Source organism: Dulcicalothrix desertica PCC 7102, assembly GCF_003991905.1.
Classification (GTDB): domain Bacteria; phylum Cyanobacteriota; class Cyanobacteriia; order Cyanobacteriales; family Nostocaceae; genus Dulcicalothrix; species Dulcicalothrix desertica.
Genome location: NZ_RSCL01000012.1, coordinates 1 through 26,151, shown reverse-complemented (window position 1 = coordinate 26,151; position 26,151 = coordinate 1). Strand labels below are relative to the sequence as shown.

Here is a 26,151-nt window from a genome sequence, read left to right as displayed (position 1 = left end):
ATATTTTATGAATCATCAAGAAAGCTTACAAGAAAATTCTGACAACCAATTGTTAGAAGAAGAATTAACAGCAGAGGAAGAATTAGAAATATCTGGATATAACCCTGAACAAGTTGCTTTAATTGACACTGAGTATTTAATCCAACGTGATGGAGAACTAGCAGAAGCCCTAGATAGCAGCGAAAACCCGCTTGTGAGAGGCGCCATAGTAGCTTTGTTGGTAGGTGGTGTAATGGGTTTTGGTTGGATGGCATGGTCAATATTTTTCGCACCCAAACAAATTGCAAAACATATAGTCACTCCAAAACCTACACCATCTGTTTTTGCAGAAGGTTCTAGTGATGAAGCCGCGCGTTTGAAAGCAGAACTAGCATTGCTCAATCAAGCTAGCCGTGTAGAAAAGGCGCCGCAGCAAAAACCAATTACTCCTAAATCCTCTACTTCCACAACTGTTAGAAGACCATCACCAGTTTTACGAGCTAGTACTATCAACCCTCCACCACCTAGAATTATTAGAGAACGAGTATCAGTACCAACGCCCTTACCACAGCCAAAAACAATACAACCCAAAATTATTGCTACTTCAACACAAACAAAACCAAAACCAATCGACCCATTCGAGCGATGGAAAGAACTTGCGACTTTAGGACAACAAACCGTAGCAAATGGAACGATAGAAGCAAGTCAACCTGCTGAGTCAGCACAAGCTTTACCCCAAAATCCTATTGCCACCAACGTTAGTCAAGTAAATACCACTAAAGAAATTGTGTCAGATGCAACTACTAAACAAGCAACAATTCCTGTTGTTTATGTTAGTGACTCAAAAGAGCCTACTACCAACACTCAGCAAACAACTCAAACACCAGGAGAATGGGGAATTGTAAATCGCACTCCTCTTACGGGCAATCAAAACTTGACTTTAACTGCTAATGAATCTATTACACAACCTATGCAAGTTCAAATTGGTACAACAGCACAAGGCTCTGTGTTAGTTCCAATGATTTGGGCGCCTGAAAATAAAAATCAAGGTCGGTTTGCAGTGCGATTACAGCAAGATGTTTTATCAACTGATAACCGTGTCGCAATTCCAAGAGGAGCAATTTTAATTACAGAAGTGGATTCAGTATCTAAGGCTAACAAGCTGGTTCAACAAAGCGTTATTGCAATTGTTTATACTGATAGTTACGGTCAAGTTAAACAACAAGCTATTCCCAAGGATGCGATTTTAATCCGAGGCGAAGACAATAAACCTCTGATTGCACAATCAATCGAGGATAGAGGCGCCTCATATGCACAACAAGATATTTTGATTGGCTTACTCGGTGCTGCGAGTCGTGCAGGTGAAGTTTTTAACCAAAACCAAACTCAATCTTCTACCACTGTTAATAATGGTGGGTTTAGCAGTCAAACTATAATAACTGGCGCCCGTAAACCGGATGTTTTGGCAGCAGCGGTAGAAGGATTTTTCAAACCAATGCAGGAACGCTTGAGCAAGCGCGCGGATAAAACTTCTAACGAACTAGAGAATCGTCCTAACGTCGCGATTGTACCTGCGGGAACAAAAGTTTCGATATTTTTCAATAGTTTCTTTGAAATTTCACGTTGAGACATAAAGCAATGAAGACAGGAATTTTTTGCGTTATTACATTTAGCTTAATTACAGTTTCTTTTTCTGTAGATGCACAACAACCAGGCGCCTCAACAATTAGTCCGAGTCAAAGCGTTACCGAAAAAGCAATAAATCTTCAAGTTTGGACAGGTAGAGCAACTGCGATCGATTTCTCTAGTGTTAATGAACAGATTACCCAAATTTTTCTGGCAGACCCCAGCCGCTTTACTTATGCCACAGACACACCATTAGAAACTGGTCGAGCAACAACTATATTTTTACGCCGCATCAAGCCATTACAATTTCCTAACTTAACGACAGCAAGCGTTACTAACTTATTCGTCAAAACAAAAACAGCCAATGGTAACGCGCGGTTATATACCTTCAACCTTCAAGCTGGAGAAAATTTACCTAAGTACAGCACTATAGATATAGCAGCAGTATCTGGAGTTGAGCAGCAAAGGCAAACCTTGGAAGTTGGTTCATTTCGTCGAGCCACACTTAGCGACATCGAACGTGGTTTGGTTGCTGCGGTACGACTTGGCTATGCTCCGACGCGCGACCCAATAGTATTTAAAGTCAGAGAATTTTTAGCAATAGCTCGAAATACATCTTCCCAAACTTTGGTTGAAATTGCACAAAAAGTCAATCTTCCTTTACCAGTCCTCACAGAAATAGGATTATTGGGAATCGAAGACAACATCAAAAACCCGGCGCCGAAACCTAATTCATATCCCATGCCAACAAGTGAGTAAATGTTATCCCGTAGTAATTTACCCTTCTTTAATACTTAAATTTATAGTCAAAAATAATACATACAACGTTAAAAGTTCTCACTCAATACTAAATTTATCGCAAACAATACCCTTAACTTCAAAATCTCCCTCATCTATATATATTCAAGTATTGTTTTTACTGGTTGGTTTTCTCATCCCTTTATCTTTCAGGCTTTTATCTCCGCTATGGTTAGTTGCACTTGTTTGGTTGTCAATTAGTTTAGGTGTGATTTGTGTTATGTCTCCTAATTACCCCAAACCAGCAGTAGTAAAGAACATTTCTCACTGCCAACCAACTACCGTAATAAACAAAAAACGAAACGAAATTGAACTTAGTCAGTTGCTCTCAGGTAAAGTTTTACAACCAACTGGTCAGAGTGATGCGACTGCGGGTGTTTCCGAACAATCGTTTTATCAGGTTATTAACCGTATATTCCCTTCGGTAATTCAAGGTGTAGCATTCCAAAATCCAGAATTTTCTTATCCTTATTCTGCGGATTTTGTGTTGTTGCATAGCAGCGGTTTAAGCATAGATATTGAAATTGATGAACCCTATGTTGGAAATACTTTGGCGCCTCATCACTGTACCGACCAAGGAAAAGACGATACCAGAAATGCATTTTTCACCAATGGGAACTGGATAGTAATTCGTTTCAGTGAGAAGCAAGCTGTTAAATATCCGCTTCGATGCTGCAAGGTAATAGCTTCTGTTTTGGCACAAGTAGCAGGTGACTGCACTTATCTTACAAAGTTGCAAAAAATACCCGATTTACCAACTGACCCAATGTGGACTACCAAACAAGCGAAAAAATGGGCGTGCGCTGATTATCGCAAAACTTATTTACCTAATTATTGGAAATAGTCATGAAATTCAAAGATTTACCACTGCTATTTGACCAGGGGCAAACAGCTATTGCTATAGAAGCACCACTCACCGAACGGATGAAAGTGCTGGAGTTTCTCTATGAAATCGCTCAGAGTCGCAATTTACCTTTATATTTTTGGAATCAAGGATATACTCGTTTGCAGCAAGTAGTGGAATTAACGCGACTTATACCTACTAATGCCGAATGTACATCAGGTTTAGTTTGGCTACTAGAACATGATGACGCGCCTGGAGTATTTGCTTTTGAAGGTGTAATTTCACAGGTAGATGCTACGGGTAAATCTTCACAACAAACAACAGCGGTGTTAAGTAACTTAATTTACAGCCTGAGAGCGAATAATAATCAGCAATTTATAGTTTGTATGGAAAGTTATGCTGAATTTTCTCCATATATGGCGCCGCTACTTCCAACAATCAGTTACACACTCCCAAGTATTACAGAACTTCGGCAAGCAATCAAAAAGCTTATAGAAACACGATTCGAGTTAGATGCAAAGTTTGAAGCTTTAATTCGTACCTGTTTAGGGATACCAATGGGGGAGCTAGAAGTGCTGCTAGCTCGGTCTTTAGGGTTTGCTCATACCCTCGAAGAACTAACAAATGCAGTATTAGTTTACAAAAAAGGTAAGCTCAAAGGTCAAGGTATAGAATTTATTAACGAACCAGACGTGCCAGAAGCTGGTGGTTTAGATTTATTAGAAGAAATTTTAGAGCGTGCGACTGCCCTTCTCCAACCCGAAGCAAAGCATTATAATCTTCGATTTCCCAAGGGAATGATTCTTTGGGGACCACCAGGAACAGGAAAATCTCTAAGTGCAAAACTGGCAGCTTCTAAAATGGGTGTACCGATGGTCGCGGCTGACTGGGCAGGTTTGCGTGGTGCAACAGCTTATGAGTCGAGAAAGAATTTACGTGAATTTTTACAATTCTGTGATGCCAGCGGTGAGTATGGTTTAGTTCTCTACTTCGATGACTTTGACAAAGGATTTGCTGGGTTTGACTCAGATAGCGATGGTGGTGTATCCCGTCAGTTAGCAGGAAAGCTTTTAACTTGGATGCAAGAGCGAAGTTCTCAAGTACTGGTAATGGCAACAGTTAACAGATTAGAATTTCTACCTCCTGAGTTAATACGCCGTTTTGATGAGATTATTTTCGTAGACCTTCCCCACACTGGCGCCAGGTATGAAATTTTTAAATTGCACTTGGCTAAATATTTTCCTGGGTTGGATTTTAATGATAAAGATTGGTGGCGCCTGTTAAACGAAACTAAACTTCTGACTCCGGCTGAAATTGCTTTGCTTGTAAGGAAGACAGCAGAAGAAGCATTTTATCGACATTCAAAACAATTTCTTAATGGAGAACTGGAGAAACAACCTCTCAAGGTAACTATACAAGATTTTCTGGAGCAGCGGTACAATTTTACTCCCAGTATGATTCGCGAAGAAGACAAAATTATTGAGATTCGTAACAAAGCTGCTTACGCGCGTCCAGCAGCATCACCCGATACGAGTCGTTGGGCTAAACAACCAGAAATTTTGTTTGGGAGTTAAATTCCAATAAACATTTATGCTAAAAATGGCGCCGTTATGATTTACTTATTTTTATCCTCGCCTTCCATTAAACTAGAAACTATCGATAAATTAAAATCTCTGCCTTTATTTTTTAGTTTATAGCTTGTAATAAATCTTTTGATATTAGAGAAATACTTTTCTTTTCTCTCTATTAATTCATTTACTATTTCTTTCATCTCTCTTTGGCTTTCTATTCCAGCGTAGCCAATAGTCTGTGAAACGGCATCATTTATCATTTCTTTCCGTTGCTCCGGTGTCATTAATGATGCGTTCCAAGCTAGCATTCCTATAACGAGTAGTTTCTCATATTCTTGAGGACTACGCAATTTCACTGTGTATGGTTCTAGAAATTTCACCATTATATCGGACATTTTTTCATATCCTTCTGGTTCTATCAGTACTAATGTCTTATCGTCCTCTGATTCTATTTCTTTCTTCATCTTTTGCATCATTCTTTGTTTATCCTGTGATGCTTTTTCTTGCATTAGTAATTCTTTAAACCCTTTTGATTTACCTGCCATATAATTTCCTTTTTTTTGTTAAATTTAATATTCGTGCTTATTGATAAACGCACTGTAACTTGGAATTTATTTCTTTTAAATCAAACTTCTCAGGGTCAAACTCACCTTCTAACCATTCCATTCTTTCTTCATATTCTGCATTTTCTGGGTCATTAAGTGTAGATAATAATTCCGCATATCCCCAGGCGCCACCACAGTCTTCAGGAGGGCAAGCTCGTTTACCGGTCACACATACCGGATAGCGAGTATCAGGCGCCGATGGTAATATTTTTTCAACTAAAATTTCATGTTCCCAAGAGTCGCCAAAGTCATAAGTGTAATAAAACTTAATTTTTTCACTACTGCCAATCAACTTACTGAGTTTTACATTTTTCTCGTCGCCCATATCCGAATCATAATCTTCATGTGGTATACCATATTCCATACCACCTATGTTCCAAGAGTGTAAGTGGTAATCATCCCAACCCATTGCCTCCTGAACAGTACGGTGTAATTGCCCAAGTGTTGTATTATTTTTTACTAAAACTCTTCTCCAAATTGGAGGTTTTGTGTATTTGAGTGTAATTTTTAACTGATATATCGTTTGGGTAGAGGTAGATTTTTTAGGCGCCATACTTACACCAATGCACGGATTTATGTATCATATTACATGTAATTAGTAATTTGTTCCAATTACTAATAAAATTTTTTAGTTCCGGGTCAATTAGTACAAAGTAGCTGGATGATTGAGCAATGCTACAGTTACCCAGAATTAGTAATGTACAGAGAAGTTGTAAATATTTTTACTTAAAATGGTATTTTTATTAACCTTGCACAACTCGTTTTCCTGCGTATCTTGAGGAATATATTGTGGATGGAATCTCAATATAATCAATTCTCTACTTCCGGCTCACCAACTGTTTTCTGTGCCCCATGACGAATATATAGAATTCTTACTGTGGTTCGGGGGCTGGTCTTCAATAACTGTAAAAAGGATGCGGTAGGCTTGCTTCCCTTTCCCGTAAAGAAGTTGGCGAATTTCTTGGCGTGAAAGTTGGTATCCTCACGAGCAATTGGACAGCACCGAGGCATTTCTTTCAAAGAGGCGATTGCTTTAATTAGCCCTTGATACCAGACTTGGGCGCGCTCGGCTGTGGTAAATTGAGATATAGTTAAGAATGCAGCATCCGCATCGGAAGCGCGCAATGCTGGAAACATCAATGTGGTACGTCATGCTTCAAGGGACAATCCATATTTTTGGTTTTGTTCGGCAATGAAGTCCTCTAAACTCGAAAATTGTCCTTGCTCAAAATCATCAAGCCCACGTTGTATTCCCTTCAATGCCTCAAAAAAATCTTGTGAATCCTTTCCTTTGTCCCAAAGTTAGAACGAAGAGCATCATTTGCGAAATGTCTTGTCCGGTACAGGAAGCACGCTGTCGCAGCAGCATCTCAATTTTCGGTGGAAGTGCGAGCGTAATAGACATTATTGGTTTTACCTCAGTAATACTGGTTTTATTATAGAGCTATAGTTGAAGTATATAGCTCACAAACCTTGACTACACAAGCTTTCACGCACATGGATGTTTCTGCACCCCCAGGCAATTACAGCTTTAAGTATTGAAGAGTGGATTTGTTTTGTGCAATCCATCCTAGTTAGATAGTATTGCAGCAGAGCAATCGAAAAGGGGATTAAGAGTAAGCTGTTTATAGGCGCCTTATACTTAAGTCCCCTCTAACGAGCAGTTGTCTAAGTAGGTTTTACTGTTGAGTATTATTTCTAACAATCTCTACATCAAGCTTCAACTGTTCAGCAATCTGCTCAACGGTTAATCCCAAACCTGATAAGATAGGAATCATCTCTAACTTGGTTTGCATTACACCTTCTATTACACCTTCTGTTACACCTTCAAGTTTCGCTTCCTGGTAAACTCTACTATTTTTTATAGACTCCAAATTTAACATAGCTTCAAGTTCCTCCCGTGTTAAGTTAGCTAGTTTATCAATTACCACTACTTTAATAAATTCTAAAACCTTTTCCTTCAAAGTGGTATTGGTTAGCTCTCGTTGTGCTTGAACCATTAACTGACGAGCTTGTTCTCCTGTCTTCTCTTCGCTTTTGCTCTCCACAATTAAACGCATTATTCCCACAGATAGCGATTGATTTGCATTTTTGGCAAGTTCATCCAGATAAAAGCAACGTAAATGTGGTTGGAAAAAACTTAAATAGCCAGGAAAATGACCTTCATTGCTTTTTGTATTATATATGACAACAGCATACCATACGTTATTAGGCGGTTGATATTGTGTCAGATAAAGAATGGCTTTTGCGGCAAACTGATTGTAGAAGTTATCGTCTTTATAAGATTGGGCTTCGATAAAGTAAATTGGTTCATTTACGTTATCTTTGGGAATTGAAAGCAACCCATCTAAACGAAAACCTCTCTGTTTAATTTCAGGAGCGCTAAATTCGTAAATGCTTGGGTCTTTCCCTGGTTGACCAATTAATTCAAAGAATAATTCGGGTATTTCTTTGAAAATCTCGTAAAAAAGAGGGTCGGCAGTCATGCACTTTCTGCTGTTAGATGAAGTTTTAATAATTATACACTATTTAAAATTCCACTTGTTTTCATTTTGATTAAATTTACAAAATTATAAATAATAGTTTAATTTAAGTTAGCTTTTTTGAATTCCTGAGTATATTAAAGTATTAAATTTTATCAAATTTACACTGTTAGCTATTAAATAATTTAAATGAGGCATCCAATCACAGCAAAATACAAAATATCACTATTGTGATAGATGAGTTTACCTCTATGGAGCAGTAATGGTGAGTAGCAAGTAAACGACAATTAAGCGTGAAATCACTCTCAAGATTGATTTATGAAAATTGGTCGATTTTTAGCCGTTACATGTTTATCTCTTTGTGTAGTTATATTTAGTTGGTTTAGTTTCTACTTGGCACCGCCATCGATAGCGCAGAATCAACCAAACCTACCCACTCGCTTAACTGCTAGTAGCACAGGCGCCCAGTTATCACTACCCGACTGGCAAAGAATATCCTTCGCGACAATGCCTCCAATTCAAAAAGGAGCTTCAATTAATATTGATGGTAAAGAGCGAAAGTGGGAAGCTGGGGATACACCAGATAAATATCTAAGCTTGAGCGATATTGAAGATGCGTTACAACCAAGCCTACTAAGTTTAGATAGCATTACAAAAACTGTTAGTAATCTAAACTTAAAGACAGTTCCTTTAATAAGCTTCCCACTTTTAGGACAACAAACTCTCCAAAACTTGGCAGATATTGTACCAAATTTGGGGCAAGCTAATGCTGCACAAATAAAACCAATTGCCGCATTACTAAAAACTCAGGCGCCTCAAACTAATATAGACACCCCACTCTCCAACCTTTTGGCTCAAAATCAAACGTTGGCAGAACTTAAGCTTAACCAAACTGATTTATCGTCTTACACCGTAGAAGATATTCCCAATGTTGATGCAGTACAGCTATCGAATTTTTCAGGTTGGCAAAACACTCTAATTTATAAAGTACCTGGACTCGGCGCCTTGCCCTTAACTGAGTTTCCTATCCCCTTATCCGAGTTAGGTAACACCTTTGCCAGGATAGATTTTATCTGGGGCAAAGCAGAAAAACGCCGCCAGAGAACAATATCCGGTTCGGATGTAGCAGGTTTTTCAGTTCCTTGTTCTGACCAAGAGTGTCCATACATTGAACTTGACGACTTGGAAAATTTAGGACGCAGAAAAGGGCGCGAATTTGAAGGACGTTCGTGGATAAGTGGTAAGTATCAGCAAGTTGAAGGAGGTTGGGGTTGTTTAGAAGGAGTCAATGGAGGAAAAGAGCCGACAGGAAGATTACCTTTTGGCAGTGCTTTTAAGGTAGTAGTAATGGAACCAGACGAAAAAACCGATACAGTTGACACTGCTTTATTCTTTCGCTTCAAAAATATTTGTGGCGCCACTCCCTATTTTATGGGCCCAGTTCCATTCCTAACATATAAGCTCAACGCTCCAATCTTTATTGGTACTCTTGGCTCGGAACTCTCTCAAAATACTTACACTCCTAAACCAAACAGTAGTGAAGTATCAACTAATGCCAGCAAAACTAATACAGTACCTGTAAACAATAGCACTCAACCTAATTGTGAGTTAAATCAAGGTTCCCAAACAGCAAACTTAATGGCGCTTGCTAAATCGATTGCTGATACTGAAAACAACGGTAATTATAATGATGTTGGCGCCTATGCTTGTACTGATGATGAAAGCAATTGCGGCGTGTCTTTGGGTAAATATAAGTTTCTCAGCTACGATAAGTACACTCAAGAACAAATTCAGAAAGCTAATGGTGGTCAAGATTTCTTAGCCAAGCTTTCTCAAGGATATCGACCAAATGATGCTGAGGTATTTCAGTTCTTCCCTCCTCTAGCACAAGAAGATGCTTTTCAAAATAGTATTGCCGATAAAATTAATAGCACATCTCAAGAAATTGACCCAGTAACCAAAAAGCCTTTTTCCGGCGCCCGTTTAGTTGAGCGAGTGGCTCAAAAGTATTTTGGTGGAGATTCTTCGATAGTCGATAGTGATGCCAAAGATGTTTTTGGTCGGCTTTCTATTAAAAATTATGGTGAAGATGTTTTGAGTAAGTACAACCAAAATTATCAAGGATGTTAATTATTGTGGATTTACCTATGCCTGATGATAAAATTGTCCGGTTAGTGCGCTACTTTCATTTGAGTTTAGGGCTTTTTCTGCTTATCAGCGTTTTATTTCTGAATGGATGTAGTAATACTAACGCGAATGGAGTTAAAATTCGCTGGAGTAATACCGAGAAAGTACCTGCTTCCTTAATGCGGTTAGCAATAGCTGATAACACATCATTATCTTCGACTGCAAGGACTTCAATTCAAGTTAGCGAAGTTGGGCTAAAAGATCAAGATAACCGTTTGTATCTTTTTAACTATAATGATTCTCGTTTGTGTGGAAGATTAGGATGTTTGTATACAGGTTATATAAATAAAGGTAAAAATAAGTTTACTCGTGTGATAAATCTTTATCTGCAACCTAAGAAAGCGCCTGGAGAAAACTTAATCAGCATCAAACCAAATAATTTCGGCAGTACTTCAAATATACCTTGTTTAGATATACAGCAACTTAATGATAATCGCACCTTACAAAAAATTACTTATTGTGATGAAGGCGGTTATTATCAAGCTGTTGAGAATTCTTTCCTTAAGTTACCTACCTCCACAAATACAAAGTGATGCAAACTCCAAAAACCGTAATTGAACAGCCTGCTAAAAATGGCTATCACTCTGGTATTGATTTTGTTGAGTTATTTAAAACCTTTGCGAACCCAGAAGGGTTGACAATGCTCGGAACTTTAATCTTCTTGATTTTACTAACCCAAGTCGCTGGTAGTAAAAAGGGTAAGATTTCCACGGGACGAGTGGTAGGAACTGCTGAAAAACTAGCGGCAACAAGTCTCGCGCTTAAACAAATTCGAGCGCGCAAACACAATAAAGTCTGCTTTTGGTGTGGTTCCCCCCGCTATTGGTTCAAAGGAAAATTTAGAGATGCAGGCGCCGTATTTCAAACATTTCTTGGCGCCTCACCCACGGTTTGGATCCCTCATGCTGAACGTTCCACTCTTGTATTAGGCGCCCCAGGTTCTGGTAAAACTTTTGGTACAATCGACCGTATGGTAGAAAGCTCTATGGTGCAAGGATTTCCACTAATTGTTTATGACAAAAAGGGCGACCAAATGAAACTACTGGCGCCGTTAGCTGCATGTTACGGTTATGATGTGCGGATATTCGCACCTGGGGAACCATACAGTGAAGTAATCAACCCACTTGATTTCATGGAGAATCAAGAAGATGCAGTAACAGCAGCACAAATTGCCCAAGTAATTAATGCAAATGCAGGTGGTAGTGGTAAAGGTGACGAATTTTTCTCCAAGGCTGCTGACTTATTGGCAAAGGCACTTATTCAACTTGCAAAAGGTAGTGACTGTCCTGATTTAGCTACCGTTTACTGTATCCAGTCAATTGATGATTTTATCAACAAGCTACATGCATCGGTACAAGCAGGTAAAGTTTCGCGCTGGGTTGCAGCTTCGTTCCAACAGTACCTCAAAGCTAGAGACAGTGAGAAAACTATAGCGAGTATTGACACAACAACAGTAGGAATATTTTCAAGCTTTATTCAACGCTCTTTACTCCCCTCCTTTATTGGTAAAAGTACAATTCCCACCAAACTATCAGGGCGCCAGATACTAATTTTCAAATTAGACGACCCCAGACGAGATGTAGTTGGACCATTGTTAGCCGCAGCGCTACACATGACAATTGTCAGTAATTTATCCACTCCCCGCTTTGACCCAATTGGAATTTTCATTGATGAGTTACCCTCTTTGTACTTGAAAGCTTTGCCTCAATGGATTAACGAGTATAGAAGTAACGGCGCCTGTTTTGTTTTAGGTGTTCAGTCTCTTGAACAACTCGCTTCTGCTTACGGAGAAAACGGTTCTGCGGCTATTACCAGCGCTTGCAGCACCAAAATTTTGTATAACCCAGCCAACTACTCAACTGCCGAGAAGTTTTCTCAGTCCTTTGGCAACAAGGAATTTATCGTTAAAAACAAATCAATAAGTAACTCCAAAGATGGTCACACCACAACTTGGTCGGACAGCCTGCAAACAATGCCCATTATTACAGCAGATGAGATTATGCGCTTCCCTCAAGGTAAATGCGTAATTACAAATCCTGGTTACACATCTTCTGGGGAAGGTTCTATTCCTTACCCGCTTACTATCCCCATTCCCCAATTAGATGTTTATCGAATATCGAATAGCGAAAAACTTTGGGATGAACAACTTTACCCGCGACTAACCGCGCGCTCGACTCTGATAGAACAGCAGCATTTGGACGAAGCTATCGATTTGAGAAAACAAATTGCTCAAGAGTTGTTAAATGTCGAATCGTTAGGAGATAAACCCAACACATCAGAATCTGAGGAAATAGAGTTAACTTCTCCAACTTTTGATAAATCTCCCTGGTAAGCAGCTAGCAAATAACCCAATCAATTTTAATACTTAACAAATCTAAATATATAAGCAGCAAGTATCATTATATTAGCTTGGTAGTAAATACAAAAATTTACTTATCACTTACATCAGTAATTTACTATGAATTCTGTATAATTACTGAACAACTATTGACTTATAAATCACTTTTTTTCCAATTTTAATAAATCTTTACATTATCATCAACATTAAAATAAGACTTTTTTATAAGTTTTCTATGTTTTCGTCATACCTCAAATAATATTGATAGCATCTAGCTCTCAGGGCATAGCAGTCTATAACTTGCCAGACTGCAACCATTTTATTGTCTGTAAAAATTAGCTATTTGCACCCGTTTTAAAAATTATGTAAATTGCAGAGATTGTATAAACATGAACATTGGACTTTTTTGGCCATAGCATTCGCTCTTCTTGTGCTATCTGCCAAAAGTGCTGCCATATTAGACTTTTGATAAGTAGAATCAGAATAAAATAACTGCGATACTGTGTTAAAACTAAACAAAGCAGTCAAGGGTGTACCGAAAAAATACTCGTGCTTTTTAAGTTAGGTTTTGTATTGAATTGACTGCAAATCTAACTTTGAAACCCGATGTGCGTATCAAACAGCTTGAATCAAGCTACATGACTGCTAAAACCTCGACCAAAATGCAATCTACCAGCAACTACATTTGTATAACTTACTTGGTGCAACTATCTGTTCTTGATTGTTCTTGATTACAGTCGGGACGCGAAATTCCATTTGTAGTTAATTGAAATCTGATTCAATAGTAATCGAAAATGACTACCAACACAAATCAACCAACAAATAATCAAACTCAAAAATCCACTACATTAATTGTCACTGAACGATTTAAACTTCAGTCTAAGTCTTTTCGAGTTACCGCTTACAAGCTTCCGGATGGGAAGACTACGGTTACAGTTCGTCAAATGGCAATCACTGTCAGGAAGCAACCCAAGACAGCTAAAGATTTTTTAAAAAGGTTAGGGATAAGTCCAATAACAGCTAGAATGCCAAACTGCTGTGTCGCTGACATGGTTTACCTGCCAACTGTTATTGATTACTTCCGAGACCTGAATGAATCTGGTAGAGGCAATATTAGAACTCTCTTGGGTCAAGAATTTCTAACTAAGCATTTATTGGAGGAAGAAGCAAAAAATAACCGTTGAAGAATTTGTGCATCAATTACCACTACACCAATTGATTAGAGCAAAATTTACTGGAGTATTCCCATGACTCAGGCTAAAAAGAACAAAACACCTCTGTTTTACCCGCTAACACATACAGAGTGGATAGATAAAGATTTTACTGGTGCCTTACTAAAAGTTTCGTCAGATCCATATTCGTCTAAACCCAGAAACTGTTTACTGTCATGCGTTGCAGTTAACACTCATAGAAACTTGGCATAGCAACACAGGTGCAGTCGCAGTCTTATTTTGGTAACTCCATAGGAGCTATCAAAAATTCCGAATCGGAAAGTTGGGTACAAAGTTTTAAATAAATTTCTTTGTACCCACTTGGTTAATTCTAGTTATTACAACAGCGAATATGAATTTAGCTTTCAGACCCGATAAAAGCAATTTTCACGTGGGTTCGCGCGTTCAAATTCAGCCACAGTCTCTTGATAATCACCCGAAGTACCTTGCCTATGCCTACGGTGAAATCAAAGAAATTAACGGCGCCGAAGTATCCGTTTTGCTTGATGAACCAAACAACCAAGCTTATAAATCTCACATAACTCAGGTTCCGGTTAGTTGCTTAACTTTGGTAGGTGCCGAGTCTAAGTTGCAAGAGTTAGAGCAAGTACCTAATGGTACTAGTGAATTACATGACTCTCAGCCAATTCTCAATATTGACCCTGAGTTTCAAAATCTAATTCCTCCTTTATCTGATGAGGAGAAATTTTTATTAGAGGCGCAATTAAAAGAATCTGGATGCCTTAGCCCTTTGATGGTATGGAAAGGTAAGGGAATTTTGCTTGATGGTCACAATCGCTATCAATTATGTCAAAAATTGCAAATTCCTTACAATATAGCTGAAGTTGAGCTTGCCTCAAGAGACGCTGCTATTTGTTGGATTGCAAATAATCAGCTAGGGCGCCGTAACATGACACCTGAGACTGCTTCTTATCTCAGAGGTAAACGTTACCTAAGTTTAAAAGGAAATCGTGAGGATAATTTAAAGCAGAATCTACCGAACGGCAACTCTTGCCGTTCGGCAGAAGAAGACTCCTCTCAAGACTTGCCTGACGGCGATAATCCAATAGCAATAGACACTGCCAAGGCACTTGCCGAAAAATACAAAGTTGGCGAACGCACTATTCGCAACGATGCAAAATACACGCAAGCTGTTGATACTCTAGCTTTGACGTTTGGAGAGCCTGTTAAACACTCAATTCTCACTCGCGCCGATAAATTTCCCAAGAAAGATGTTCTTGAACTTGCCTCTGCTGCATCTACTCAGGAAAAGGAACATGTACAAAAAATGCTCGATAACAAACTCAACAAATCAGACATCGTTGACCAAATTAAAAACAAACAGCGCGTACCAAATCCACATCACAAGGGCGAAGTATGTCAAATCATCTCTAAAGGCGACCCTGAATTAAAAGCATTTGGAGGCGCCTGGTGCATTATTGTTCAAGTCAACCCTCACAGTTGTGGTATCAAAACCTGGAAAGAGGAGTTTCCAACAGTCAAACCCGAAAATTTAGAAACAATTTACGGAGTTTGCGAACAAAAAGCTGCCGAGAACTGCGACCGCATTCTAAAATTATTTCAAAAAGTTCATGAAGATTATGAACCTACCTACATGGCAATACTCGAAGCTCTCTCAAAAGTACGTGACCCATCGAAATTTACACCAAGACAGGAGTATCTACTAACTATTTTGGAACAAGAATACAAATTATTGCCTTGTGCTTCGAGCTAAAACATTCACGAACGATAGTCAAATTAGGTGGTGTCACTAAGAGAGTGAAGGAGTAAGGAAGCGCGCGTTTCTCAAATCAACATCCTGAAGCCCTATTTGTTTCGCTCTTTCTCCCACTCTCTCACCTAATGGCGCCGCAAAAGAGAATGAGTATTGCCAACAAAGCAACATACATCAAGAAAACTTAACTTTGAGGAGTTTCTTCAAAAATGAAAAAATCACCAGATGTAAAATCACAGCACTATGCATTTGTAAACAAGCAAACCGCGAGCGAGTTAACTGGTCTCTCCGCCGAAACTCTCAAAAAATATCGACTTGCAGGAAAACTTGAAAAAGGCATTCATTGGGTTGAAATTAATTGTAGAGTTGTCAGATATAACATTTCTCTAGTATTAGATTGGATACAAAATCACGATGAAAATCCTCAAGGACATATAAAAGCAATAGAAAACTACCTAGCATCGCTTCCATCTAGCCAGAAACAAACACGATGTAATCGTTGAGTTACATAGTAAAAATGTATTTATATTGATTTTCATTTCTTTACTGAGCTTATACAATAACTTTCAATACTGCGTAGGTTTTAGATTTTTTTAAAAAATAAAACGGCGTAGCGAAGCCTTTCTTAATATATATAGAATTCCTCGCCAAGAACTAAAACCACCCTAAAACCCATCACATAGTCATGAAATTCGGGGTCGGGGTCACTATATCCACGGCTAGCACAACGACAAAATTCTGCTTTGTCAAACCAAGAACCACCACGCAGCACCCGGTTCTTATCATCTCCACCGCTTAACCAGGCACTTCCATCTGTTGGGGCGCCTTGATAATCAATATGCCAAACATCTTCACACCATTCCCATACATTCCCATGCATATCGTATAGTCCGAATCCATTTGCAGGAAAACTGCCTACAGGTGTTGTCTGTTGGCGATATTCCCCTTTTAGTGCAGATGCTCTCGTCTCTTCTCCTCTGTAATTCGCCTTTGCAGTTATAATTGTTTCTCCGAAATAGAAAGGTGTAGTCGCAAGGGCGCGACAAGCATATTCCCATTCCGCTTCACTTGGCAAACGGTAAGCCAACCCAGATTTTTGACTCAATTGCTCACAGAATTCCACCGCAGAATACCAAGATACTTGCTCAACGGGGTGGTTTGCATCTCTAAAATATGAAGGATTAATTCCCATAATCGCTTCATATTGAGCTTGTGTAACTTGATATTTACCCATATAAAAGGAAGGTACAGTCACTTGATGAATAGGACTTTCCCAACTAGTTCTACCTGCTTCATTTGGTGGTGACCCCATAGTGAAAGTATCACCTGGTATTTCTACCAACCGTAACCCCACACTATTTCCGTGGAGTTGAGTAAAAAATCTTGAACCGCATTGAAAACATGCTTCTCCCCAACCGTGCGTTTCTGAGGAGACCCCACTCAACTCGTAGAGCAACCTTGTTCCATAGCCACAGTTGTCGCAAGTGAAGCTTTGTTCATATTGTCCTGCTAACATTGGTAAAGCCTAAACCGATACTACGTATACTACATATACTATATAGCATTGAAGAATGCAAGCTTGATTCTCATGTAGTATATAAGTAATACAAGTTTTTACAGGAGTTTTTAACTTGAGTCGCGAAAATTTAATTCCTCTAGATGCGATTGAAGAAGTGATTAAATACTCGATTAACGGGGAAAAAGAATCAGCACATTACTACCTTGATGGCGAAAAAATTGCCTATCGTGCTTGGCATGAAAATCAAGTATGTATGGAATATAGTATAAAAAATGGAAAAATGCACGGTTTATTTCGGACTTGGCATGAAAATGGTAATTTGTGTGAATTAGGGTTTTATATTGATGGCAAAGAGCATGGAATCATTAAACAATATGATTATGATGGTAATTTAATTGGTAGCTACGAGATGCTTCATGGTACGGGAACTGATTTATGGTATTCAGCAAAAAATGTTATTTCAGAAGAAAGGCATTTAAAAGATGGAAAGCGTCACGGTTATGAGAGATGGTGGAATGGCGATAATAAGACTGTTGGGAGAGAGCAGCATTTTAAAGATGGTATAGAACATGGGATTTATCGAGAATGGAATCAAAAAAATGTTCTACGTCGTGGATTTCCTCAATATTTTCTAAATGGTCAAAAAGTTAATAAAAAACAGTATTTAAATGCTTGCACTCAAGATAATTATCTACCCAAATTCCGAGAGGTAGATAATCATAACTATAGAGAATTACCATCTAATCACTTAAAAACTTGATGCTTTGAGAATTTAAGCAGAACGTCTCAGTCATTTGTTCTAAAGTTTCTACATCCCATAACTGGTGCCAAAATTTTAGCTGAAGAAGGAACAAGAAGCAGCCTTACTGGGATTATTGTACTTAAAGGCAGATGCTTTAATTAATGCTGAAGCGTTTTACAGCAAGCAGGGTTTTGAAGTCATTGAATATGGAACACCGAGGCTTGCATCTGGGCAAGAAATGGCTTGTGTTAAGATGCAAAAAACTTTAAGAATATGAGGTATTGGTAGTAGTTTACGATAAGTTAAAATCCCAGGCATCATCATCCCACCAGGATTGAGAAATAATATTTACGATTTCGTAAGTATTATTTTTATCTGGAGAATCTTGATAAAGTGTTAGACCAAGGGCATCTGCAAACATAATATTATATTCATAAAATATACTTTTGATATGGGTATGAATATTATGGGGATAAATAGAAAAACAAACTAATTCTTGCGCTTCCGAAATAGCAATAAGTTGACGTGCAATAATTGTACCTTTTTGATTTCGAGCGTAGAGTACCTGTTTATTGATATTGAGAAGAACAGCAACTGCGGAATAGGAACATATTCCACCGAGTCCCAAACAACTACCCACAAAAGTACCCATTTTTAAGACTTCTAGTGGTTGTGTCTCTAATTTAATTTCAATGGTGCCGAATTCTTCAACTAAGTAACTGCAAGCGATTCCCTGCATCCAAATATCTATTTTAGTTGCGATTGCGGGATGTTCTTTCAACCAAGATTGACTGAGAGGGTGGTTGAGTAGATAATTTGAGTCGTTATTTTCCCAGTAAGCCTTTAAGAATTTACGAAAAGGACGAAAATTATCATCAATTGAACCTAGCATAGCCAGAGCATGTTTGATATCCTCTTGTTGTGGATTGACATCAAATTCCCGTTTTAATGCCTGGAGAATAGTATTTTCTAAGATATCCAGTTGGGTCAGTTGGATATTTTTCTTGATTAATCCCCATGCTCGATTTATTTGCCCTTCTTTCAAGGAAATTTTCCCCCGAAGATAATCGCGGATTTTACGGGGGATGGGATTGCTAAATTGGTCATTACATTGACTGTCAATAAAATCACAAGCTTCTTGTAGTGGTAAGAGAGCAATATTTTTAGTCATGATGGGATGCTGACTGAATATTTTTACCACACTCAAAGCAACTGGTTTGCTAAAACTTCCCAATAATTTCCCTAGCTTGAATAATTTATTGGGAAAATCAATAAAACATTGGATAGTAAAAGTACTCAACTGTTTACTAATGGCTGCAATTCCTTTAGGGATTAACCGAGCATCATTTTCTAAACGACAAGCTTGTTCTAAGCTTAAAAAGCTTGCATCGGGTGCATTGATAAAGGTTTGACATTCTTGAGGCTTTAAATAATTAACAATATGGGCAATTATCCAAGCTACGTCACCATTAGTATCTGTTGCAAAAGGTGATTGAGCCAAGCGTTTAATAATTAAGTGTGCGAAGGGAATATATAAATTTAGTTCCTCAATTTTATCCCAATACCAATAATATTGTCTCAAATCTTCAATAACTTTCGTTTGATACTCTGGCGCCGTTCCTCGTAATAAAGTTTCAATTAAATTGATTTGTCGTTGAATAAATTTCCATTTATTTTTTTGTTCGCAAATCTCTGCCTCGGTTTTGTCACAAAAATCAATTATATATAAATAAAAATTTAAATATTTTGCGGCAACATCTTTTTCGTAGTCCTGCCAATTAATATCCAGAATAATATTAATTAAACCATCTAACTCTCCAAATTTTCCCCAAATACTGTAGAATTCCCAGTTAGAAAAACCTATATAATTGCCAATTTGGATTAATTTATCAACAACTATATCGGAAAAATAGCAATCTCCATCAATATATACAAATTGTTCATAATCGTATGGGTACAAGGCAGACAACTTAAAACCTGCTAAAATATAATCGATAGAAATTCCATTTTTTACGGCTAAAAAGAAACAATAAAGCTTGTAGGCATAATCAGTTTCACCAACAATTTGATGAAATCGCTCTATTCCAGAAATTAATAAATCCGTGAGATTGAGAGAATAAATTTGAGTTTCAATAACAACAGTAGTAAAAATCAGACGAAGAGATTCAGGTTGCTGGACAATAATTTGACACCATTCCCATGTATAGTGATTATTCTGAAGACTTAGCAATCGACTAAATGCGAATAAAAATTGCTGTTTATGCTCAAAGTTTTCATCTAATTCAAATTGCCAATAAACTGATAAATAATCTGTTACAACTGCCCAAAGTAAGCCTTTTAAAGAAAACCATAAATATCGTTGAAAAATAATTGGTAAAGCCGGATACTCTCCGGGAATGTAAAGATTGTGGTTAAATCCATAGTATGGGTCAAAATTTCTTGTTCCCGTCGTTATAGATGAAATTTTTGATGACAGAGAACTAACGTTATAACCAGCTTTCTCAAGCTGCACCAAAGCATCCATCCAATATTTACCTAATCTTAAGAGTAGCTGGTTTTGGTACTTGCGCTCACACAAATATAATCTCAAATCCAATTGGGAGATAACCTTGGGTTTTGGTGGTTTATATTTAGTTCCCTTATAGGCTCTAGGGTTTGCTGCTGTTGGTTTGATTACTTGCTTGGTAATATTTTCTGGTGATAAATTAGGCAACGTAAATTCCGATTCTAAAGGTTCCCATATTGTGTTAATTACAACTACCAAAATATGAAAAAGGGTGTCTGCGTTTAACTCATCAACACAGCTAAGATAATTCCACGAAGCAATTAATGCATCTTTTTGAGGAAACAAAGATGAAGTTAATAATTCCAAGGGAGATTCAATAATCTCATATAAGCCCAAATTTGAATCTATACCCAGCGTTGCGCGAGCGTCATTTACTGGATCGAGATGGCGTAAAACTCGACTAACCAGAGCCACCAATCCATTAGTTTTTCTAATTATACTTATCAGGCAATCCATAAAAATATAATATTTGACTTCACGGAACTCTGCACTTATCCTTGCGGCACAAATATAAAATTCTCAATAGTGACCCCATGATCCGAGGTGTCTAAAAAGTATCCTTTAATCGGTGCCTCTGACATATTTTGTTACACCTCTTCCAAATGTTCATTACTATCACCCTTAAGTATAGTACCAAAAGGTAATGTATTAAAACCTATATTCTCTAGAGATATAATTGCGTTTTCAATATCTACGCTAGAAGCAAACTAGAAAAATTCCAAGTTTCTTCATTCCCTAACTCTTTTAGTTCTTGAGTGCTAGTAAGACCCTATGTTAGTATAAGTATATATTATTTCTCAAGCGTTTACGCACGCTACCATTTATTTTTAATATTATATTCCCCCATCTTCCACTGCACCTAACACTTTAAGGGTGGCAATTTCGGCATCTGTTAAGCCTTTAATGCCAGTAATATTCAAGTTTTCATAAGGACGATCACATAGAGTTTTAAAGCATTCTCCTGTTGCGACATCCCAAAGTTGGATTGTATTATCAGTACTACCACTAGCAATAACTTTGTCATCACAACTAAAAGCAATGGCACCCAATTGCTCTATGTCGTTACGATACTGTACTAAAATAAACTGGTCAATTTGACACTTACTTCGACAAGTTTTTGTATCCCGAAACTCTAAAAGAAACCTCTTGAAGCCTGGTTCCGGATTATTAAAATCAACATTTAGCGGTACAAGGGCACGCGCACACGAAGTTGAATCATTCGTATTATTAAATTTTGTTCTAATGAGTAAATTAAAACGCCTTATATAAATTGTTAGAAGTGATAAAGCTTTCTCTTTATCTTTCGGATTAGAAAAATTTAATTGACGGTCATTGAACAATTGCGGAATCACTTGTAAAATAGCTTTTAACTCACTTCCCTTAAATTTATTACTCCACAATGCAAAGGCATCTCCTATGGTATTGATGGCATCTAGATTCAAGACAAAATAAAAAGATATGATATTTACAAGATAACTACGTATGATTTCCATCTGTACATAGTTGGATATGTAAATTTTTTTGTCAGTAAGCTGAAACTCTAAGTACTGCTGATATACTTGTGTAGAAAGTAACAGTGAACGCATTACAGAGGTATCTAGAAAATATCCTTGAATCGGCGCCTCTGACATATTTTGTTACACCTCCTCCGAATCTTCGTAACTATCATCGTCAAGTATAGTACCAAAAGGTAATGTATTAAAACCTATATTTTCTAAAGATATAATTGTGTTTTCAACATCCGCATTAGTGATTGTATTTTTATTAACTAGTGCTGAAAATAGCTTGTAAGCACCTTCATACTGATTACTAGTGTAATTAATCCAACGATTTTGATGAGCAAGTGCATCATGTAGTGCCATTACAGCTTCTGTGTAAGGGTCATACATATGTGCATCATGTAGAGAACGCATTTTTCGCAGTAAGCTGTCAGCGAACACAACAGCTACTGGTTCTTCGGCGCACTTTGATAGTTGCTCTAAATCTGGCAACATTGATTTGGTAATTTCAGCTGCGCTTGCTGCTAAAGTTGTCTGTTCAGTGCCCATATATTCTTTCTCAGTAAGTGTGTAGTGTAGTAGTTATATATTATTTTCGAGACAAATTTATCAAGAAAAACTAATGACACGTTTCCCTGAAGTTGATTGATTTTATTAGCAGGCACCGATGAATGAAAAATGTTCTTGCGTCATTTTACTTATTTCACAGTAAATAATGCTACCATGAGTAAATTATTTAACTTTCTTTAAAGAACTAAACATATTATAAAGAATTGCTCTCACAATTGAAGGAACGCACATTTGAAATACAAAAATGAAATATGATAAGACATCTTAGTAGTTCTGTTTTCACTACTTTTTATTCAAGGTAACCGAATTATGTATTTATTTCAAATCAACACATTTCTCTCGCTTGTTAGTTAAATTGTACTATACAAGGATATTATATTAGCTATTTATCATTTTTTAGAGTAGTTACGCGCGCTGTCTTTAATAACCTTTAGGTAAAATCAATAGTACTAATCAACTAGACTTGCGTGGACATTAAAAGTAAAGATTTTTAGTAATCACGCAAAAGAAGCCTCATTTAAGCATAGACTAAAAAATAAAATTTTAGGGTGCTATGTCGATTCTACCTATATCAGAAGCAATAATCCGCCATAACTCCAACGCTTCATCATATAGCCGTGGTGAAGAATACTCTAGACACCGAGCAGTTATTGACCTGAAAAAACGAGGCAACCAAATTCAAGCGGCAGTCGAAGGTAGCGAAATTAAACCATATCAGGTCAGTATAAATTTTGACGCAGGTGGAATTACTTCTGTTTGCTGTAGCTGTGCTTATGATTACGATGGTTGGTGCAAACATATCGTTGCAACATTATTAACCTGTGTACGTTCAGAAGCAGAAATTGAAGAACGTCCTACATTACAACAGTTGTTAAATAATCTCGACCACTTACAAACTCAAAGTTTGGTTCAAAAATTAGTAGAGAAAAACCCAGAAGCTATAGATGATGTGGAGCTATTTGTTAGCTCAATCAATTTACCACCTGACCCTACAAAATCTCCATCACCCAAACGTCGTACTAAAATTGATGTGGCACCTATTCGTAGTCAGGTAAAAAGGATTTTACGGGATGGATTGCGAGAATTAGAGTACGGCAGTGAAGATGACCCTTTTACCGAAGAATTATTAGCGGTAGTCGAAGAAGCACGGGAATTTGCAGAAAATGGCGATGGAAATAATGCTATTACTATCCTCGAAGCCATTACATCAACTTACGCTCAGGAGTGGGATGAGTTAACCAATTATGGTGGTGATTGCTATTCGATTGCAGAACCTCTTAATCGCGCGTGGACAGAAGCAATTTTGTGTGCAGAGATACCTGTATCAGAAGTGGCTGATTTGCAAATAATGCTCGAATCATGGCAGGATGAAATTGATATAGATTTTTCCATGAGTTTAGAAGCATTACGTCAAGGCTGGAATTACGAGCCACTGCAACAAGTAATGAAAGGTGATACTTCTACACAACTTTGGGCAGATACTCGACCAGATTTTGCGAACGATTTAGCTTTAATACGTTTAGAATATCTCGAACGTCAAAATCGATATACAGAATATTTAAACTTAGCATTATCTGAAGGAATGACTCAGCAATACTTAACGCAGCTAGCGGCTTTGGGAAGAATTGATGAAGTTATGTCTGCTGCTCAAACCCATATGGACACAGTAGAAACAGCCTTTGCCCTTGCCAAAATATTGCGAGAAGAAGGATATTTATCTGAAACATTAGAAATAGCTCAAGCAGGATTAAACCTACCTGGGAAAAATATTTATGACTTTGCTGCTTGGACGAGCGATTTAGCACAAGAGTTAAATCATACATCAATTGCATTAAACGCTGGTATTATTGCATTTGAAGAAAGACCATCGTTTCGAGATTACACAAAAGTAGAAAACTTGGCAGGAGAGATTTGGGAAGAAGTAAAACAAGATTTACTCGAAATACTTCGAGAATCTGAAAATTGGTTAGCTAAAGAAGCAAAAGTTGATATTTTTCTCCATGAAGGTTTAATAGATGATGCGATTAAAACAGTAAAAAAAGACACTTACTATCGTTCAGAATCAGTACACCGAGTTATGCAGGCAGCACTTCCCCATCGTCCTGACTGGGTAATTAATAATGCTGTCATACGGGCAGAAGAAATTATGAATCGGGGCAAAGCAGACCGCTATGAGGACGCAGTTAAATGGTTGAAGAAAGTTAAAGCTGGTTATTTACAACTGGGACAACAAGCTGAGTGGTCTAATTATCGTGCTTCTCTAGAATACACTCACGGGCGTAAACGTAAATTGATGGACTTATTTAATGAACTAAATAAACCATAAAGAAATTTTAACTTGATGGCGCCATAGTTAAATAAACGCGCAATACATCAGTTATTCGGTTTTCACTACTATTTATTCAGGAAAACCGAATAAAGGCAGATTTTGTGCGCCATTGGCACACAAATTTCAATTTGGTGCCAACCTAATTTTGATAAATAACTCTTTCAATTCCTCGGCAATTTCTTTAGGGGGGTTTCCACATAAAGCTGTTGTAATTAAACACTCTGCGGCTTTTAATTCTCCACAATCTATTGCCAGGGTGGCGGCGCAGGAGATGTAAAACCGAGCGAGTTGGTTCTGCATCTAATTGATGAGCAATTAATGCGGCAGCTTCTTGCTCTAAGTCGAAAGCTTGCTTTGTAAGTAACGAAGCTTGTCCCAAATCACCTCGAAGTTTAGCAATAAAGGCGCCACCATCCTGAAAAACTTTAAATTCGTTGGGTTCTCCCATCGCAGTTTTTTTAATCTTGACCTTGGGTTGATATTCTCTCAAATACCCAACGGGAAATTTTGGGGTTTTTCTAGAGATTAACAAAGATTATAAAATTATTAGTGCTTGAGAAAATAAAAGTTTTGTGGAGTTAGATTACATGAATCTATCCTGACCTTTGAGGCGCCGACTAATTGGGATAGAAAGAGGAACTATGGTGCAATTTGAAAGACGAGGCAAAATTTATAGTTTGATACTGTCAGTACAAAAAATACAATGGTATTTATATTTACTTGAACTTTGGCTAGGAATTTTGAGTTCAATAATAAGGGTTGGCGTGGCTAAGACACAATCTTTTGCTGGCAGGAAATAGAGCTTTTGATAGCCTTTTATTTGGCGCCAAAATAAATGGTGTAAAAATGGTGTAAACGTGTTTTAGTAGTCTGAAAGCCTTGTGAATAAAGGAATCTTTTCGGACTGAAAATCCTCGTGTCACGAGTTCAAGTCTCGTTCCTGGCATAACTCTCAGAACCCCTGCAAACACTCGTTTGTGGGGGTTTTGTTTTTCTCAAAAACTCCATTTCAGCCATTTCAAGTGGTGTAAAGATGGATAAATTTACCCGACGTTGGATATTGTTGGCCATAGTTGGCCATTTTTCTGGGGTAAATTTGGGGTAAAGGGGGGCGCCTACCATTAAGCAGTAAAAATAGGAGTTGTGAAATGAAAGCAAAAGTGGCTCAGGGTAAGGCTTGTAAGGGAACTGTCCAAATTAAAAATTCAAACGGTTGCTTGCAACTTGTTTTTAGTTACGCGGGCAAACGTCACTATATATCGACTGGTTTTACCGATATACCAACAAACCGTAAAGTCGTAGAAATGAGAGCTAGGCAAATCGAACTTGATATTCTCTCAGGTCATTTTGACCCAACCTTAGCAAAATATAAGCCAGAATCCTTACACAGCACCGTTACCCCAATTTTTACCCCAATAAATAAACCTAAGATTGAAACTAGTCCATCTTTAGTTGAGTTATGGGAAAAATACACCGACTTCAAGCGTCCTAGTTTGTCGCCAAGTACGATAGCAAAGGATTTTACAAATGTTTCTCGCTGTATCGACAG

Annotated in this window: 22 protein-coding genes; 13 read left to right on the top strand and 9 right to left on the bottom strand. The window is 37.8% G+C overall.

Annotated elements, in window-relative coordinates:
* Positions 1 to 7: 7 nt before the first annotated feature.
* The 4 genes from DSM106972_RS24075 to DSM106972_RS24060 all read left to right on the top strand — a co-directional run bounded on the left by DSM106972_RS24075 (position 8) and on the right by DSM106972_RS24060 (position 4,821).
* Positions 8 to 1,606 (top strand): TrbI/VirB10 family protein, encoded by a 1,599-nt coding sequence (locus DSM106972_RS24075; RefSeq protein ID WP_127083085.1) that lies wholly within the window; start codon positions 8 to 10, stop codon positions 1,604 to 1,606.
* An 11-nt stretch (positions 1,607 to 1,617) separates the two neighbouring features.
* Positions 1,618 to 2,364 (top strand): hypothetical protein, encoded by a 747-nt coding sequence (locus DSM106972_RS24070; protein WP_127083084.1) that lies wholly within the window; start codon positions 1,618 to 1,620, stop codon positions 2,362 to 2,364.
* A gap of 259 nt (positions 2,365 to 2,623) precedes the next feature.
* The gene (locus tag DSM106972_RS24065) at positions 2,624 to 3,247 is read left to right on the top strand and encodes a putative endonuclease domain-containing protein (RefSeq protein ID WP_233787524.1); all 624 of its coding nucleotides are present in this window, start codon (positions 2,624 to 2,626) and stop codon (positions 3,245 to 3,247) included.
* 2 nt (positions 3,248 to 3,249) lie between these two features.
* Positions 3,250 to 4,821, top strand: coding sequence for an ATP-binding protein (locus DSM106972_RS24060; RefSeq protein ID WP_127083082.1), 1,572 nt, complete (start codon positions 3,250 to 3,252; stop codon positions 4,819 to 4,821).
* A 41-nt stretch (positions 4,822 to 4,862) separates the two neighbouring features.
* Here the strand turns inward: DSM106972_RS24060 and DSM106972_RS24055 are convergent, their stop codons facing one another.
* The 4 genes from DSM106972_RS24055 to DSM106972_RS24035 form a co-directional block, all read right to left on the bottom strand.
* Positions 4,863 to 5,363 carry a hypothetical protein gene (locus DSM106972_RS24055; RefSeq protein WP_127083081.1) on the bottom strand — a complete coding sequence of 167 codons (501 nt, stop codon included), beginning with the start codon at positions 5,361 to 5,363 and terminating at the stop codon, positions 4,863 to 4,865.
* Between the two features lie 37 nt (positions 5,364 to 5,400).
* Positions 5,401 to 5,976 (bottom strand): plasmid pRiA4b ORF-3 family protein, encoded by a 576-nt coding sequence (locus DSM106972_RS24050; RefSeq protein WP_127083080.1) that lies wholly within the window; start codon positions 5,974 to 5,976, stop codon positions 5,401 to 5,403.
* 257 nt (positions 5,977 to 6,233) lie between these two features.
* Positions 6,234 to 6,560, bottom strand: a complete 327-nt coding sequence (locus DSM106972_RS24045; RefSeq protein WP_233787526.1) for a type II toxin-antitoxin system RelE/ParE family toxin — start codon at positions 6,558 to 6,560, stop codon at positions 6,234 to 6,236.
* A gap of 542 nt (positions 6,561 to 7,102) precedes the next feature.
* Positions 7,103 to 7,909: an Rpn family recombination-promoting nuclease/putative transposase gene (locus tag DSM106972_RS24035; protein ID WP_127083079.1), complete on the bottom strand. Its 807-nt coding sequence runs from the start codon at positions 7,907 to 7,909 to the stop codon at positions 7,103 to 7,105.
* A gap of 315 nt (positions 7,910 to 8,224) precedes the next feature.
* Here DSM106972_RS24035 and DSM106972_RS24030 point away from each other — a divergent pair, with 315 nt between their 5' ends.
* The 6 genes from DSM106972_RS24030 (at position 8,225) to DSM106972_RS24005 (ending at position 15,880) form a co-directional block, all read left to right on the top strand.
* Positions 8,225 to 10,036 (top strand): M23 family peptidase, encoded by a 1,812-nt coding sequence (locus DSM106972_RS24030; RefSeq protein ID WP_127083078.1) that lies wholly within the window; start codon positions 8,225 to 8,227, stop codon positions 10,034 to 10,036.
* Positions 10,037 to 10,053: 17 nt separating this feature from the next.
* Positions 10,054 to 10,626: a hypothetical protein gene (locus DSM106972_RS24025; RefSeq protein ID WP_127083077.1), complete on the top strand. Its 573-nt coding sequence runs from the start codon at positions 10,054 to 10,056 to the stop codon at positions 10,624 to 10,626.
* Positions 10,626 to 12,425: a type IV secretory system conjugative DNA transfer family protein gene (locus DSM106972_RS24020; protein WP_127083076.1), complete on the top strand. Its 1,800-nt coding sequence runs from the start codon at positions 10,626 to 10,628 to the stop codon at positions 12,423 to 12,425. Before DSM106972_RS24025 ends, DSM106972_RS24020 begins: the two co-directional genes overlap by 1 nt.
* A gap of 800 nt (positions 12,426 to 13,225) precedes the next feature.
* Positions 13,226 to 13,615 (top strand): hypothetical protein, encoded by a 390-nt coding sequence (locus DSM106972_RS24015; protein WP_127083075.1) that lies wholly within the window; start codon positions 13,226 to 13,228, stop codon positions 13,613 to 13,615.
* A 379-nt stretch (positions 13,616 to 13,994) separates the two neighbouring features.
* On the top strand, positions 13,995 to 15,377 hold the full coding sequence (locus tag DSM106972_RS24010; protein ID WP_127083074.1) for a ParB N-terminal domain-containing protein: 1,383 nt from the start codon (positions 13,995 to 13,997) through the stop codon (positions 15,375 to 15,377).
* A gap of 209 nt (positions 15,378 to 15,586) precedes the next feature.
* Positions 15,587 to 15,880: a helix-turn-helix transcriptional regulator gene (locus DSM106972_RS24005; protein ID WP_127083073.1), complete on the top strand. Its 294-nt coding sequence runs from the start codon at positions 15,587 to 15,589 to the stop codon at positions 15,878 to 15,880.
* Positions 15,881 to 16,002: 122 nt separating this feature from the next.
* On the opposite strand, the gene DSM106972_RS24000 is transcribed toward DSM106972_RS24005, so the two are convergent.
* Positions 16,003 to 16,893, bottom strand: coding sequence for a formylglycine-generating enzyme family protein (locus DSM106972_RS24000; protein WP_127083072.1), 891 nt, complete (start codon positions 16,891 to 16,893; stop codon positions 16,003 to 16,005).
* Positions 16,894 to 17,008: 115 nt separating this feature from the next.
* Between DSM106972_RS24000 and DSM106972_RS23995 the strand changes: the two genes are divergently transcribed.
* Entirely contained in the window at positions 17,009 to 17,656 is a 648-nt protein-coding gene (locus tag DSM106972_RS23995; protein WP_127083071.1) for a toxin-antitoxin system YwqK family antitoxin, read from the top strand.
* A gap of 274 nt (positions 17,657 to 17,930) precedes the next feature.
* Here DSM106972_RS23995 and DSM106972_RS23990 read toward each other — a convergent pair whose 3' ends face one another.
* The 3 genes from DSM106972_RS23990 to DSM106972_RS23980 all read right to left on the bottom strand — a co-directional run bounded on the left by DSM106972_RS23990 (position 17,931) and on the right by DSM106972_RS23980 (position 22,252).
* The gene (locus tag DSM106972_RS23990; protein WP_127083070.1) at positions 17,931 to 20,660 is read right to left on the bottom strand and encodes a hypothetical protein; all 2,730 of its coding nucleotides are present in this window, start codon (positions 20,658 to 20,660) and stop codon (positions 17,931 to 17,933) included.
* 377 nt (positions 20,661 to 21,037) lie between these two features.
* Positions 21,038 to 21,835: a WD40 repeat domain-containing protein gene (locus tag DSM106972_RS23985; protein WP_233787527.1), complete on the bottom strand. Its 798-nt coding sequence runs from the start codon at positions 21,833 to 21,835 to the stop codon at positions 21,038 to 21,040.
* A gap of 6 nt (positions 21,836 to 21,841) precedes the next feature.
* Positions 21,842 to 22,252 (bottom strand): hypothetical protein, encoded by a 411-nt coding sequence (locus DSM106972_RS23980; protein ID WP_127083069.1) that lies wholly within the window; start codon positions 22,250 to 22,252, stop codon positions 21,842 to 21,844.
* A 574-nt stretch (positions 22,253 to 22,826) separates the two neighbouring features.
* Here DSM106972_RS23980 and DSM106972_RS23975 point away from each other — a divergent pair.
* A complete protein-coding gene (locus tag DSM106972_RS23975; protein WP_127083068.1) occupies positions 22,827 to 24,599 on the top strand; it encodes an SWIM zinc finger family protein in 1,773 nt (590 codons plus the stop codon).
* Positions 24,600 to 24,783: 184 nt separating this feature from the next.
* On the opposite strand, the gene DSM106972_RS23970 is transcribed toward DSM106972_RS23975, so the two are convergent.
* Positions 24,784 to 25,134 carry a hypothetical protein gene (locus DSM106972_RS23970; RefSeq protein ID WP_233787529.1) on the bottom strand — a complete coding sequence of 117 codons (351 nt, stop codon included), beginning with the start codon at positions 25,132 to 25,134 and terminating at the stop codon, positions 24,784 to 24,786.
* 616 nt (positions 25,135 to 25,750) lie between these two features.
* Here DSM106972_RS23970 and DSM106972_RS23965 point away from each other — a divergent pair.
* The coding region (locus tag DSM106972_RS23965; RefSeq protein WP_127083067.1) for an Arm DNA-binding domain-containing protein at positions 25,751 to 26,151 on the top strand (401 nt) is incomplete at its 3' end.